The sequence below is a fragment of the Amycolatopsis sp. A1MSW2902 genome (assembly GCF_017312175.1).
Taxonomy (GTDB): Bacteria; Actinomycetota; Actinomycetes; order Mycobacteriales; family Pseudonocardiaceae; genus Amycolatopsis; species Amycolatopsis nivea.
In genome coordinates, this window is record NZ_QJPO01000001.1 from 5,941,370 (window position 1) to 5,955,628 (window position 14,259).

The 14,259-nt window shown below is 68.3% G+C and carries 11 protein-coding genes; 10 read left to right on the forward strand and 1 reads right to left on the reverse strand.

Annotated features, from left to right (window positions below; all coding sequences use genetic code 11):
- Positions 1–5 precede the first annotated feature (5 nt).
- The 4 genes from DMP23_RS27255 to DMP23_RS27270 are packed head-to-tail and all read left to right on the forward strand — an operon-like array spanning position 6 to position 5,275.
- Positions 6–1,391 carry an ABC transporter substrate-binding protein gene (locus DMP23_RS27255; RefSeq protein WP_037818357.1) on the forward strand — a complete coding sequence of 462 codons (1,386 nt, stop codon included), beginning with the start codon at positions 6–8 and terminating at the stop codon, positions 1,389–1,391.
- On the forward strand, positions 1,388–2,338 hold the full coding sequence (locus DMP23_RS27260; RefSeq protein ID WP_337822953.1) for a carbohydrate ABC transporter permease: 951 nt from the start codon (positions 1,388–1,390) through the stop codon (positions 2,336–2,338). The genes DMP23_RS27255 and DMP23_RS27260 overlap by 4 nt, the downstream gene beginning before the upstream one ends.
- Before the next feature lies 1 nt (position 2,339).
- Positions 2,340–3,215, forward strand: a complete 876-nt coding sequence (locus DMP23_RS27265; protein WP_337822954.1) for a carbohydrate ABC transporter permease — start codon at positions 2,340–2,342, stop codon at positions 3,213–3,215.
- 5 nt (positions 3,216–3,220) lie between these two features.
- Entirely contained in the window at positions 3,221–5,275 is a 2,055-nt protein-coding gene (locus DMP23_RS27270; RefSeq protein ID WP_337822955.1) for a glycoside hydrolase family 2 protein, read from the forward strand.
- Positions 5,276–5,322: 47 nt separating this feature from the next.
- Here the strand turns inward: DMP23_RS27270 and DMP23_RS27275 are convergent, their stop codons facing one another.
- On the reverse strand, positions 5,323–6,975 hold the full coding sequence (locus DMP23_RS27275) for a ricin-type beta-trefoil lectin domain protein (protein WP_337822956.1): 1,653 nt from the start codon (positions 6,973–6,975) through the stop codon (positions 5,323–5,325).
- A 407-nt stretch (positions 6,976–7,382) separates the two neighbouring features.
- Between DMP23_RS27275 and DMP23_RS27280 the strand changes: the two genes are divergently transcribed.
- The 6 genes from DMP23_RS27280 (at position 7,383) to DMP23_RS27305 (ending at position 14,257) form a co-directional block, all read left to right on the forward strand.
- Positions 7,383–9,683: a terpene synthase family protein gene (locus tag DMP23_RS27280; RefSeq protein ID WP_337822957.1), complete on the forward strand. Its 2,301-nt coding sequence runs from the start codon at positions 7,383–7,385 to the stop codon at positions 9,681–9,683.
- A gap of 645 nt (positions 9,684–10,328) precedes the next feature.
- Positions 10,329–11,120, forward strand: a complete 792-nt coding sequence (locus DMP23_RS27285) for an MBL fold metallo-hydrolase (RefSeq protein ID WP_337822958.1) — start codon at positions 10,329–10,331, stop codon at positions 11,118–11,120.
- Complete coding sequence (locus tag DMP23_RS27290; protein ID WP_337822959.1) at positions 11,117–11,704, forward strand: DedA family protein; 588 nt, start codon at positions 11,117–11,119, stop codon at positions 11,702–11,704. Before DMP23_RS27285 ends, DMP23_RS27290 begins: the two co-directional genes overlap by 4 nt.
- Complete coding sequence (locus DMP23_RS27295; RefSeq protein WP_337822960.1) at positions 11,701–13,821, forward strand: phage holin family protein; 2,121 nt, start codon at positions 11,701–11,703, stop codon at positions 13,819–13,821. Before DMP23_RS27290 ends, DMP23_RS27295 begins: the two co-directional genes overlap by 4 nt.
- Positions 13,818–14,057 (forward strand): glutaredoxin family protein, encoded by a 240-nt coding sequence (locus DMP23_RS27300; protein ID WP_337822961.1) that lies wholly within the window; start codon positions 13,818–13,820, stop codon positions 14,055–14,057. The genes DMP23_RS27295 and DMP23_RS27300 overlap by 4 nt, the downstream gene beginning before the upstream one ends.
- Positions 14,054–14,257: a putative acetyltransferase gene (locus DMP23_RS27305; protein ID WP_037818347.1), complete on the forward strand. Its 204-nt coding sequence runs from the start codon at positions 14,054–14,056 to the stop codon at positions 14,255–14,257. Before DMP23_RS27300 ends, DMP23_RS27305 begins: the two co-directional genes overlap by 4 nt.
- The last annotated feature ends 2 nt before the right edge of the window (positions 14,258–14,259 follow it).

The following is a 14,259-nucleotide window of genomic DNA, read 5'->3' on the forward strand; positions in this document are numbered from 1 at the left end:
GTGCCATGAACCCCACTCTCCGACGGAGCGGACGGACAGCCCGCCTCCTCGCCCGCCGGGCCGGCGCCGTCGCCGCCGCGGCCCTGCTCACCGCCGGGCTGACCGGCTGCGGCCCGGACATCAGCTCCGGCGGTTCGGCAGCGGACAACGCCGTGCTGCAGGCGCCGTCCGAAGACGCGCCGAAAGGCGAAATCACGATCTGGGACCGCTCGGGCGACCTGTACAAGGTCTTCGACGCCGCGATCAAGAAGTTCACCGCGAAATACCCCGGCGTCACGGTCAAGCACGAGGCCGTCGACATCGACGGCAAGCTCCAGAACACGCTGATCACCGGCACCGACGTGCCCGACGGGGTCTTCCTCGACGACGCCAAGGTCGGCGGCTACGTCAGCCACCTCTGGAATCTCAAGGACGTGCTCGCGCCCTACACCAAGGACATCGCCAAGCAGAAGGTCGACGTCAACACCGTCAACGGCGGCATCTACGGCGTTCCTTTCGACCTCGACCCCGGGCTGCTGTTCTACAACGCGAAAGCGCTGAGCGCCGCCGGGATCGACCCGAACGGCATCAAGACCTACGCCGATCTGCTCGCAGCGGCGAAGAAGTACCAGCAGTTCAAGCCGGGCGCGAAGCCGATCCACCTGGAACAGAACGCCTTCAACAGCCAGCTCCAGCTGGAGATGTTCGCCAGCCAGCTGGGCACCGGCCTCGCCGGCCCGGACGGCAAGCTGCGGCTGAATTCCCCGCCGTACCACCAGATCCTGACCTGGCTCGACACCGTGCGCAAGGAAGGGCTCGGCACCCGCGCGGAGTACCTCAAGCCCAGCGACGTGAGCGCGCTGGACTCCGGCGACGAGGTCTTCTACCCGTGGGCGATCTGGTTCGACTTCGCCCCGCAGCAGCAATTGACCGCGACGAAGGGCGATTGGCGGGCGATGCCGCTGCCCGCGTGGAACGCCGGCGGCGCACGCAGCGGAGCGATGGGCGGTTCGTCATTCGTCATCCCCAAGGACGCCAAGAACCCGAAGCTGTCCTGGCTGTTCTACCGCTTCCTGATGTTCGACCAGGCGGGCTACACCGCGGTCTACGGTCCGAACGCGGTCTATCCGGGCGGGCTGAACACGTCGGTCCCCGCCTACCTGCCCGCGGCCGATCCGGCGAAGCCGCTGTTCCGGCCGATCGACGCGATGGGCGGCCAGGACGTCTGGAAGACCGCCGTCGAAGCGGGCCGGGAAATCCCCGGCGGAGCGCCGATCCCTGCCTGGTGGTCGGGCGCGGTCGACTACCTCGGCACTGACCTGCAGAAGATGCTGGACGGCGCGCTGACTCCGCAGCAGGTGATCGACAAGGCGAGCAAAGACATCCAGACCAACCTGATCGACCGCAAATGACCACTCGCTCCGTTACCGCCGAGGCGAAGGTTTTCCGGGAACCGTCTCCGTCCGTCGGACCGCGGGCCGGAAAACCGCGGCGGCGCGCCTTCGCGTGGCGCCGCCGCCTCGCCCCCTACCTGTTCGTGCTGCCGTTCGTGCTGGTGTTCCTGGCTTTCAGCGTCTACCCGTTGTTCTTCACGCTGCGCCTGAGCTTCACTGACTGGCACGGTTCCGGCACCGCGCACTGGATCGGTTTCGACAACTACCGGTATCTGCTGACCAGCAACGGCTTCTGGTCGTCGCTGGGCAACTCCGGGGTGCTGTGGCTGCTGATCGTCCCGGCGCAGATCGTGCTGGCGGTGCTCGTGGCAGTGCTGCTCAACGCGATCAAACGGCTGCGCGGGTTCTACCGCGTGGCGTTCGTCGTGCCGTTCGTGACCCCGCTGGTCGCGGTGGCGCAGATCTGGATCGTGCTGTTCGACCAGAACAACGGCGCGGTGAACGCGGTGCTCGGCGCGGTCGGGCTGCCGCCGGTCGGCTGGCTCGTCACGAGCGGATGGGCGAAGCCGACGCTGGCGCTGCTGTTTCTCTGGAAGACCACCGGGTTCGTCGTGCTGATCGTCCTTTCCGGACTCCAGCAGATCGACCGCGGGCTGTACGAAGCGGCCTCGCTCGACGGGGCGGGCCGGATGCGGCAGCTGTGGTCGATCACCGTTCCGCTGCTGCGCCGGTCGCTGATGTTCAGCGTCGTGCTGCAGACCCTGGCGGTGTTCCAGATGTTCGCCGAGCCGTACGTGGTGACGCAGGGCGGGCCGTACACGTCGACCACCACGGCCGGGCTCTACCTCTACAACCACATCACCCACGCGGATCTCGGCACCGGGGCGGCGAATTCGTTCCTCCTGGTGATCATCGTGATGGCGGTGTCGCTGCTTTTCGTGCGGCTGCTGCGAGCGGAGGACTGACATGACCACCCTCGACGTCCGGGAGCGGCGGAAGTCCGCCCGCCCGCTGCTCGGCTCGCACGCGTTCCTGCTCGTGCTCACCGTCGCGCTGCTCGCACCGGTGGTGTGGGCGATCCTGTCCTCGTTCAAACCGGCGGGCGAGATCATCCGGAATCCGCTCGGATTCGACCCGGCGACGTTCACCCTCGCCAATTTCCGCGGGATGTTCCAGGACGTGCCAATCGGCAGCGGCTTTCTCAACACCGCCGTCGTGCTCGCGGCGAAGGGCGCGATCACGATGTTCTGCGCGCCGCTGGCGGCCTACGCGTTCGCGAAGTACCGCTTCGCGGGCCGGAACCTGATCTTCGGCGCGGTGCTGCTCACCTTGATGCTGCCGACGATCGTGCTCGTCATCCCGCTGCTGCTGGAGATGAAGGAACTCGGCTGGGTCAACACCTACCAGGCGCTGATCCTGCCCGGTTCGGTCGACGCGTTCGCGATTTTCTGGATGCGCCAGGTGATCGCGGCGGTGCCGGACGAACTGCTCGACGCGGCCAGGGTGGACGGCTGCGGCGAGTTCGGCATCTTCTGGCGGGTGGTCGTCCCGGCGATCCGGCCGGGGCTGGCCGGACTGGGCGTGCTGACGATCATGAACATCTACAACGATTTCGTCTGGCCGGTGGTGTCGGCCAGCTCCAGCCGGATGGCCACGCTCCAGGTCGTTCTCTCGACGCTCGCCCAGAACATCTCGGGCAACCGCGTGGGCTCGGATTACGCGACCGTCACCGGCGAACTGCTCGCCGCCGCGTCGATCGCGCTCGTTCCGCTCCTGATCCTGTTCATCGTGCTGCAGAAGCATTTCATCAACGGCATCCTCGCCGGAAGCGTAAAGGGCTGACACACATGACGATTGCCGAGAACGCCGCCGACCCGCGCAGCGAAGAGGCGGTTCCCCGGCCCGGATACCCGCGCCCCGACCGGGACCGGTCCACGCGGTGGCTGAGCCTCAACGGCCGCTGGCGGTTCATCGCCGACGACGGGGCTCCCGAGTCGATCATCGTCCCGTTCGCCTGGGAGACCGCCGCTTCCGGCGTGCAGCGGACCTGGCTGCCGCGCGCGGTCTATGCCCGTACGGTCACGGTTCCGCCGGAGTGGAGCGGACGCCGCGTGGTGCTGTGTTTCGGCGCCGTGCATCACCGAGCGGCCGTCTCGATCGACGGCGTGCCCATCGGCTCGCACGTCGGTGGGTACAGCTCGTTCGAGTTCGACGTCACCGAGGTGCTCGAACCCGGCCGCCCCGCCGAGCTGACCGTGGAAGTCGAGGCACCGGCGGACAAACGCGAAATCCCGCACGGCAAACAGCGTTCGATCCCGCGGGACGACTACGACGGCGTTTCGTTCACGCCGACGTCCGGGATCTGGCAGAGCGTCTGGCTGGAGGCCCGCGGGCGCACGTACGCCGCTGAAGTTTCCGTGCGCGGCGATTCGCTGACCGGCTTCGACATCACCGGTGACCTCGCTGGCGACGCTCCGGAGACTGCGGTCGTGGTCGCTGAACTCGAAGGCCGCGAGACCGTCCTCCCGGTGCGCGACGGTCGGTTCTCCGGCAGGTTGGACGTTCCCGACCCTCAGCTGTGGAGCCCGGAATCACCGCATCTGTACTCCATCGCGCTGACCGTCGGCGAAGGCGACGACGCCGACCGGCTGACCGTGACCGGCGGGCTGCGCCGGATCGAAACCCGCGGCGAAGCGTTGTATCTCAACGGGGAACGGCTGTACGTGCGCGGGGTGCTCGACCAGGGATACTGGCCGGAGAGCGGGCTCACCGCGCCGGACGACGAAGCGCTGGTCCGCGACCTCGAACTGGCCCGGGAACTCGGTTTTTCCCTGGTGCGCAAGCATCTCAAGCCCGAGGAACCGCGCTGGCTGCACCACGCGGACCGGATGGGGATGCTGGTGTGGGCCGAACCGCCCGCCCCCAGCCGGTTCAGCCCGGCCGCGGCCGCCGCTTTCGAGGCACAGCTGCCGGGCCTCGTGCGCCGCGACGGCAACCATCCCTCGATCGTCATCTGGGGGCTGTACAACGAAGAATGGGGCCTGGACTGGGACATCCCGGGCAGCCCCGAGCGCGCCGCCGCGGCAACTCATGCTTACGACCTCTTGCGCTCGCTCGACGACACCCGCCCGATCGTGGAGAACTCCGGCTGGGCGCACGTGAAGACGGATCTGGTCGACTGGCACTACTACGACGAAGACCCGCGCAGCTGGGCGGACAACCTCGCCGCGCTCGCGTCCGGCGAACGGGAGTCCTTCGAGGTCAAACTCCGAGCGGACTTCCTTGTCGACAAATCGTTCTACGGCTCGGCCAGCTTCCCGCGCTCCGGAGTGCCGGTGCTGAACAGCGAGTACGGCGCGGGGTTCACCAGCCTGGAACGAGCGTGGCACGTGCGCTGGCAGACGCAGGAAATCCGCAGGCACGACCGGTTTTCCGGGTACATCTACACCGAACTGACCGACGTGGAACACGAAATGGCGGGCCTGCTGGACGCACACCGGCGGCCCAAGGACTGGGGCGGGCTCGACCCGGCCGACGCGTTCGCGCCGACGACGCTGGTAGTCGACCTGGTCCCGGCGCACGCAGGCGCGGACCTGCCGGTTCCCGCGGAACCGCTGACCCTGGACGTGCACGTGTCGCACACCGGGACGGAACCGATCGCGGGAACACTGCACGCGGGGTGGGGAGCCGCTGGCTCGCGAACTCTCCCGGAGTCGATGGATTCCGTTTCCGCGCAAGCGAAACCGTTCCGGCTCAGCGACGCGTTCCCGCTGACCGTCCCCGCACCAGGCGGCCCGGCGCGGCTGCATCTCTGGCTGGAGACTGAAAGCGGGACAGCAGCGCGAACCTTCGTGGACGCGGCTGTGGTGGAGGAATTGAACCGGCGCGGCGCGCGGGAGTGACCGTTCGCGGGAAAGGGCGGCCAGCTTGAGCTGACCGCCCTTTCCGCTCAAGCAGGAATGTGCCAGGACTGAGTGAACAGCCCATTGCAGTCATAGATCTGCAGTTGCGTGCCGTCCGCCGTCTGGGCCTGCGGATCGTCCAGGCAGCGGCCCGATGGCGGGTTGTAGATCGATCCGTCCGCGCGGGCCTGCCACTGCTGTGCAGGCGTGCCAAGGCAGTCGCGCAGTTCTACCTTGGCGAAGTTGGCAGTGCTGCCGCCGACGATGTTGAGGCATTTGTCGAAGGCGCGGATCGTGCCGTCGGTTTCCAGAGACCACTGCTGACCGGTCGCGATGCCGCAGGTATAGAGCTGCACCGCGTTGCCGTTGACGGACGTGTTGGTGTTCACGTCAACGCATTTGCCCGCGGGGCCCGTGATCTGCCCCTGCGCGTTCGGCAGCGTCGCCGTGCCGAAGGCGGTTTCGCATTTGCCGGTGGACAGGTGTGTGCCCGCGAGCATCAGGAAGGTGTTGCCGGACGACGCGCCGAGCAACGGGGAGCTGTACCCGGCGCACGCTGTCTCGCCCGCGTCGTAGCCGCCGGTCGGAGCGGTGGTCACCGGCGTGGTGATCTCCTGCCAAGCACCGGATCCGAGGTTCCGGTTCACGAACAGCACGTGCCCGTCTTCCGGCTGCACGGACAGCGATCCGTCGGTGCCCGCGACGACCCGCTGTCCGGACGCGACGAGGGTCCCGTTCGCGCCGCCGGCGGGCGACCACGTCAGGTACGGCGTGTGCAGCAGGAAGCGGTGGTCGGCGGTTTCGATCCGGGTGCCGAGGCTGCCGGGGTTCCACGATTCGGCGTCCGCCGAGGTCTTGAGGTAGACGTCGCAGGCCTGGTCCGGGTCGGCGCCGGCTTTGCAGTCCTCGTAGGTCATCGCGTAGGAGCCGTTGGGCAACGGGACCACGGTGGCCATCCCCGGCCGGTCGACACCGTTTTGCACCGCGACGTCGTAGACCTCGCTGCCCCAGGTCAGGCCGCCGTCGGCGGAGACGGTGTGCGCGAGCACCTGGGCGTATCCGTTCGAGGACGGGCGTTCGTCCGAGAAGTAGCAGACGAGACCGTGGCTGGTGGTCTCGAACTCCGGCTCCCAGATGCCGTGCCCGATCGTGTTGGCCATGCCGGACTCGGCCGCGCACGAACTGCGGTAGGTCCAGCTCGCCCCCTGGTCGGTGGACGCGAACACTTCCACCGCCTGCTGCGTGTAGTCGCCGTGGTTCCACGCGGTGCCCGCGGCGAGCAGCGTGCCGGCGGGCAGCGACCCTTCGGCGCGCGGAAGTTCGTAGAGCGTCGGGCCGTCGAGATCCCAGCCGTGCTGGGTGTCGGTGACCGTGCTGATCGGCGAGGAAGTCCACGTCACGCCGTTGTCGGTCGAGCGGTAGATCGGGAAGTTCGCCTTTCCGACGCCGGTGCCGGAATGAGAGAACGTCGCGAGCAGCGTGCCGTTGGCGCCGCCGTTGTGTTCGAGGCGGATGACCCGCGGATAGCTCGCGTCTTCGGTGGAACCACTCGCGGTGCTGGGCCGGTAAAGCACTCCGCCGGACGTCGTCGCCGCGACGGCGACGCCTTGCGGGAGCGCGGCCGCGACGAGCACTACGGCCGCGACCAGCGCGCCGCACCGTCGTGGACCAGATCGAGAAGCCAGGGGACCAGGCGACATGAGCGTCACTCCTAGGACGGGACAGCGCCGCGGCCCCTGGGCACGACGGCCCACGCGTGCGGCCTTCTCTCGCCGCCGCGCCGAGTCGTCTCGAAGAGGGCCGCCACGGGGATCCGGGCCGCTTTGCCATCGTGTGAAAAACTGAGAATACTCCAGTTTGCACACGTTGCAATAAGCTGTTCGGGCCGCCCGCGCAGTCGTTCGCACCGGTTACCGCGCCCCTACCCGGATGTCGGCGCGCCCCGCACCGACGAGCGACGCGACAGCACACAGGGGCGATCCCGCGCCGGCCTCCGCTAGGCCGCCCGGGCGACCGCGCGGTTCGCCGGAGTGGCGGGCCTTCCGCCGCGCCGGTGCGGTCTGTTTGCCTCGTGGTGTCGGTACCCGCGACCGCGAGGGGAGCCCGCGTGCAGCCGTTCGTCCTGCCCGAGTTCTATCTGTCGTACCCGGCCCGGCTGAACCCGCACCTGGACGGCGCGCGGAAGCACAGCAAGGCGTGGGCGTACACGATGGACATGATCGACGTGCCCCAGCACGGCACCGTCATCTGGAACGAGCACGACCTCGACTCCCACGACTACGCGCTCCTGTGTTCCTACACCCATCCCGACGCCGCCCCACAAGAACTCGACCTCGTCACGGATTGGTACGTCTGGGTATTCTATTTCGACGACCATTTCCTGGAACTGTTCAAACGCACCGGCGACATCGAACACGCCCGCGATTATTTGGACCGGATCGCTCGTTTCATGCCCGCCGAGGGCGAAATCACCGATACCCCGGAAAACCCCGTCGAACGCGGCCTGACCGATCTGTGGAACCGCACTGTCCTGCACCGGTCCGCGGCCTGGCGGCGACGCTTCCGCGAAAGCACCCGCAACCTCCTCGACGAATCCCTCTGGGAACTGGCCAACATCAACGAAAGCCGGGTCGCGAACCCGATCGAATACGTCGCCATGCGCCGCAAAGTCGGCGGCGCCCCCTGGTCGGCGAACCTGATCGAACACTCCCTGAACGCCGAGGTCCCGGACGAAATCGCGGCGAAACGCCCGATGGAAGTCCTGCGCGACTGCTTCGCCGACGCCGTGCACCTCCGCAACGACCTCTTCTCCTACCAGCGCGAAGTCGAGGACGAAGGCGAACTGTCCAACAGCGTCCTGGTCTTCGAAAAGTTCCTGGGCTGCACCACCCAAGAGGCCGCGGACGCGGTGAACGACTTGCTAACCTCGCGCTTGCACCAATTCGAGCACACCGCCCTCACCGAAGTCCCCGCCCTCTTCGAAGAACACGGCGTAGAACCAGTCGGACGAGCCGAAACCTTCGCGTACGTCAAAGGCCTGCAAGACTGGCAATCCGGCGGACACGAATGGCATCTGCGCTCGAGCCGCTACATGAACGAAGGCGCCCTAGAGGCCCGAGGCGGCCCAGAGTTGCTAGGCGGCCCTTCCGGACTGGGCACCTCCGCCGCCCGAATCTTCCGCTCCGTCGCCACCACCGCCCCGCAACGCGCACGATCTTTCGCGCACCACCCCCACGAACAACTAGGCCCAGTCCCTCTGCCCGCCCTGCCCCTGCCCTTCCCCCTGCGACTCAGCCCGCACCTCTCCGCGGAACGCAAGAAAATCGCCGATTGGCCACGCCGCATAGGTCTCCTGTCCGAGGGAGTCTGGGACACCGCCCGCCTGCGCGCGTCCGACGTGCCACTGGCCACCGCAGGCATCTGCCCCGACGCGCCTCCGGAACAGGTCTCCCTCACCAACGACTGGCTCACCTGGGGCACCTACGCCGACGACTACTACACAGAAGTCCTCTCGCCGGACCTGTCCGCCACCAGACTGACCACCGAACGCCTCAAACTCTTCATGCCCACCAACGGCGAGCCCCCTCCCTCACCGCAAACCGCGCTGGAAACCGGTCTAGCGGACCTCTGGCAACGCACCACCGGCCCCCTGAGCCCCACGGAACGCGAAACCTTCCGCACCACGGTCGAGTCCATGATCGACGCCTGGGTATGGGAAGCAGCCACGCAAGCCCAAAACCGCATCCCCGACCCCATCGACTACGTCGAGATGCGCCGCCGCACCTTCGGTTCCGACCTGGTGGTGAGCATCAGCAGGCTGACCGACAGCCGCACCGTCCCCGAGGAAATCCACCGGAACCGAGTCATCGAAGCACTGGAAGACTCCGCCGCCGACTACGCCTGGCTGATCAACGATTTGTTCTCCTACCGCAAGGAAATCGAGTACGAAGGCGGCCTGCACAACGCAGTGCTGGTAGTACGGTCCTTCCTGGACGTCGAGCAAGACCGAGCCATCCGCATCGTCGCCGATCTGGCGGAAGCCAGACTCGCCGAGTTCCGCCACGCAGCAGACGTAGGCCTGCCAGGCCTCTTCGCCGACTACGGCCTGGACACAAAAGCACGCGACACACTCACCGCTTACGCGGACCTGCTGAAGAACCTGATGACCGGCATCGCGAACTGGCACCACGAATCCGCTCGGTACACAGACGAAGAACTGGACCGAGTCCGCGCCGCACAGCTCACCGCCGAACCGACCCCACCCGCTGCTAACGCCATGCAACACCCAGGCTGCACCGGCACCCCCCACGTCCCGCTCGGCGCAACCCCCCGCTTCCACCTGAACGCAACGGGCCTAGGCACCAAATCCCTGCACATCCCCGCCCCATCCAGCCCAACCCCACACTGACGAGGTACGTGAGGGGAACCCTGAGGAACTCTGATTCCGTGAGGGTTCCCCTCACGACCCACGACTAGCCCACCGCCCGCCGGGACCCGCCCCAATGCGGCATTGGGTGCATCCCACGCACCGAACGCCACATTGGGTGCATCTGACGCACCCAATGCCACATTGGGGCGCTAGCCCCCCACCCCCACCCAGCCGCACCGATGCACCCATGCATCGAAGAACCCAGCCGCAGCCGGTGCGCCCGCTATCGAGACACCCAGCCCACCCGCACCCGGCGCACCCAACCATCAAGGCACCCAACCGCACCCGGCGCACCCAACGAGCGAGACACCCAGCCGCACCCGGCGCACCCAACCATCGAGACACCCAACCGCAGCCGATGCACCCAACGAGCGAGGCACCCAGCCCCTCCCCCGCACCCCGATACGAAGCCTCCCTGCGGGCGGTGGGTGCTTGTCAAGGCATCTTTCCCGCCTTGACAAGCACCCACCGCCCGTCAGCACAATCAAGCTTCGGGGTGCCCCACGCAACCACCAAGCGATGTCGCCGCCAGGCGACGAGCCGCCAAGCAAACCAACAGCCCCAAAGGGTGCCCCCCACCACTCCACCGAGCATCCAGCCGCACATCCAGCAATACTCGAACCCGTGACCAGCCCGAACCTCCACTTCCTAGGCCACGCGTCCACCCGCGTGGAGCTAGCCGGCCAGGTCGCCCTCACCGACCCAGTCCTCACCCGCTGGGTAGGCCCGCTAACCCGAGTAGCCCCCAAACCCGACGTCTCCGCCTGGACCGCGGTAGACATCGTCCTCATCTCCCACCTCCACGGCGACCACCTCCACCTCCCCTCCCTGAAACTCCTCGGCAAACACACCCGAATCGTCGTCCCCCGAGGCGCGGGCTCCTGGCTGGTCAAACGAGGCTTCACCGAGGTGGAAGAAATTTCCCCAGGCCAAACCATCACCAGCGGCCCGATGAACATCACCGCCACCGAAGCGGTCCACTCCGGCCACCGCTGGGGCCCTCGCCTCACCCACGGCCCGCAAAGCCCCGCCCTCGGCCACCTCCTCGAGGCCGACAACCAGCGGATCTACTCCGCAGGCGACACCGACCTCTTCCCCGGCATGGCCGACCTGGGCCCGGTAGACGTAGCCCTCCTCCCCGTCTGGGGCTGGGGCCCGAACCTCGGCCCAGGCCACCTCACCCCGGAACGAGCCGCCGAAGCCGCCGCTCTCCTCCAGGCCCGCACGGCGGTCCCGGTCCACTGGGGCACGCTCGCCGTCCCCGGCATCCACCGCACCGCCAAGATGCGCCAGCTCCTCGTGGAACCCCCGCGCACGTTCGCGCACCACGTCCGCTGCCGCGGCCTGGACACCGAGGTCGTGCACACCCGCCCCGGCTCCGACGTCCTGCTCCCCACTCGCGAGGAGCGCGGGTGAATTGGACTGACCCGTCAGCGATCGGTTACCCGGCGCTGTTCGGCGGAGTACTGCTCGGCTCCGTGATCCCCATCGTCCCGACCGGCGCGGTCGTCGGAGCGGCGGCCGCGGTCGCGATGACCACCGACCATCTCTCGCTCCCGCTGGTGATCCTGCTGGCGGTCGCCGGCGCGTACCTGGGCGACGTGATCACCTTCGCCGTCCCGAGATTCGGCAGCGAACCCCTCCTGCGTTTCGTGGAACGCCGCCAGCAGGCCGAACGCCTCGCGAAAGGCCGCGAGCAGTTCGCGAGACGCGGCTGGCAGCTCGTGGTGCTCGGCCGTCTGGTGCCCGCCGGGCGCATCCCGGTGCTGCTCGCCGCGGGCACGCTCGGCTATCCCTGGCGCAAGTTCCTCCCGTCCGGCCTGCTGGCGTGCGTGCTGTGGGCGGTGGCGTACTCGCTGCTGGGCATTCTCAGCGGCGGCATCTTCGACTCGCCGCTGATCGCGACGCTGCTCGCCACCGTCCTGGTGCTGCTGGTGACCGTGGTGACCACGCTGATCTCCAAGAAACGGGCGGCCCATCAGACGGGAGGACATCGATGACGACACCTGCTCCGGCGAAGGGCCGGTTGCTGCGCGGCGGCCGGGTCGTCGCGCGGGTCCTGCTGGTCTGGGTGGCGGTCACCGGCGCGTTGCGGCTGCTCGACGCGTGGCTCGACGGCTTCACGATGCAGTCGTGGTGGCAGCCGACGGTGTGCGCGCTGATCCTCGGACTGCTCGTCTCGGTGGTGTGGCCGCTCGTGGTGCGGGTGGCGTGGCCGATCGCGTACTTCACCCTCGGCGTCGGCACCTACATCCTGCTCAGCGCCGCGGCACTGGCGATCCTCCAGGCCGTACCCGGCGTTGAGCTGCACGGTTTCTCGACGGCGGTCGTCATCACCGTCGCGATGTCCGCAGTGGGCGCGGTGATTTCCAGCGTGCTGGCCGTCGACGAGGACGAGATCTTCTTCCGGCGCGCCGCTCGCCGCCGGCGGAAAGCGAAGCACCGCACCGATTTCGCCGACCAACCGCCCGGCGTGGTCTTCCTGCAGATCGACGGGCTCGGTTACGACACCGTCCGCCGCGCCGTGCGGGACGGGGACATGCCGACCTTCGCCAAGTGGCTGTCCGAGGGCACGCATTCGCTCACCCGCTGGCACACCGACTGGAGTTCGCAGACCGGCGCGAGCGTCTGCGGGATCCTGCACGGTTCCAACCACGACATCCTCGGTTTCCGCTGGTACGAAAAGGACCGCGACCACGTCATGGCGTGCGCGCATCCGTCCGACGCGGCGGAGATCGAGCGGCGGCACAGCGACGGGCGCGGCCTGCTGTCGATCGGCGGCGCGAGTCACGGCAACCTCTTCTCCGGCGACGCCCCGCACGTCAGCCTGACCATGAGTTCGGTGCCGGTGCTCACGCCGCGCAAGCGTCGCCGGGACCGGGTCGGCGCTGGGTACCGTGCCTACTTCGCCAATCCGGTCAACGTGTTGCGCACCTTCGGGGTCGCGCTCGCCGACGTCGTCCGCGAACTGTCCGCGGCCGCCAAACAGCGGCGCGCGGGAGTGCTGCCGCGGATTCCGCGCGGCGGCGTCTACCCGCTCGCCCGGCCGGGCACGACGGTGATCGCACGCGACGTCGTGGTGTCCGCGATCATCGGCGACATGCTCGCCGGACGGCCGGTGGTGTACGCCGATTTCCTCGGCTACGACGAGGTCGCGCACCACTCCGGCATCGAACGATTCGACACGCTGGAGGTGCTGCGGTCGATCGACCAGCAGTTCGCGCGGCTGCTGCGGGCCGGTCGGCTCTCGCCGCGGAAGTACCACATCGTCGGGTTGTCCGACCACGGGCAAACCCAAGGCCAGGCGTTCGTCGACCGGTTCGGCGAAACCATTGAGGCGCTCGTCGGACGGCTCTGCGGCGGAGAACCCGTTGCCGAGCAAGGAAAGCGGCGACAGGCGGAAAGCTGGCAGGTCAACGCGGCACTCGCCGAAGCGACCGCGACCGGCGGCCTGATCGCGCGACGGTTGCGGGCCCGGGTCGAAGGCGCGGAAGGATCCGACAACCGGCCGCGCACCGCGACTGGCTCGCCGGGGCAGGTCACCCGGGTGGCTCCCGGGGTCGTCGCGGTCGTGTCCGGGCATCTGGCGATGGTGTCGTTCACTGAGCACGAGGGCCGGGTCGAACTGGAGACGATCGAACGCGAGTACCCGGACCTGCTGCCGACGCTGGTCGACCACGACGGCGTCGGGTTCCTGCTGGTCCGCAGCCGCGAATTCGGTCCGGTGGTGCTCGGTCGCGACGGATTGAAGCGGCTGGCCACCGGGGTCGTGATCGGCGAAGACCCGCTGGCCGACTACGGTCCGTACGCCGCCGAGCTGGTCCAGCGCGTCGACAGTTTCCCGCATTGCGCGGACATCATGATCAACAGCCGGTACGACGCGGACTCCGACCAGTCCTCGCCGTTCGAACGGCACGTCGGCTCGCACGGCGGGCTCGGCGGACCGCAGCAGCGCGGCTTCCTGCTGCATCCGCGAGAATTCCCGGCACCCGGCGAACCCGTCGGCGCGGAAGCCGTGCACCGCGTGTTCCGCGACTGGCTCACCTTCCTCGGCCACCCGGAACCCGGTGCGGCCGAAGACAAACCCGCTGTCGTCCCCTCGGAGGTAGTGTCATGAGCAACCCGATCGTCTACGGCGCGAGCTGGTGCTCGGACGTCAAGCGCAGCCGCGCGCTGCTCGACGCGAAGGGCGTCGAGTACGACTACGTCGACGTCGAGGCCGACCCCGCCGCCGAAGCCCGCGTACGCGAACTGCAGGACGGCGCTCGCCGCATCCCGACCATCGTCTTCGCGGACGGCAGCCACCTCGTGGAGCCGAGCGACGACGAGCTGAACGCGCACCTCGCGCAGTGACTCCGCTGACGGAACTCCCGCTCGGCACGCGGGTTGTCGTGCGATACCGGATCGAGGGCGGATTCACCGACGCCCTCGGTCCGTTGCGTGCCCGCGACGCCGACACCTGCACCGTCGAGACCAAACGCGGCCTGGTCGTCGTTCCGCTGGCCGCGGTGGTCGCCGCCAAACCCGTGCCGCCAGCTCCGCAGCGGAGGTAGAC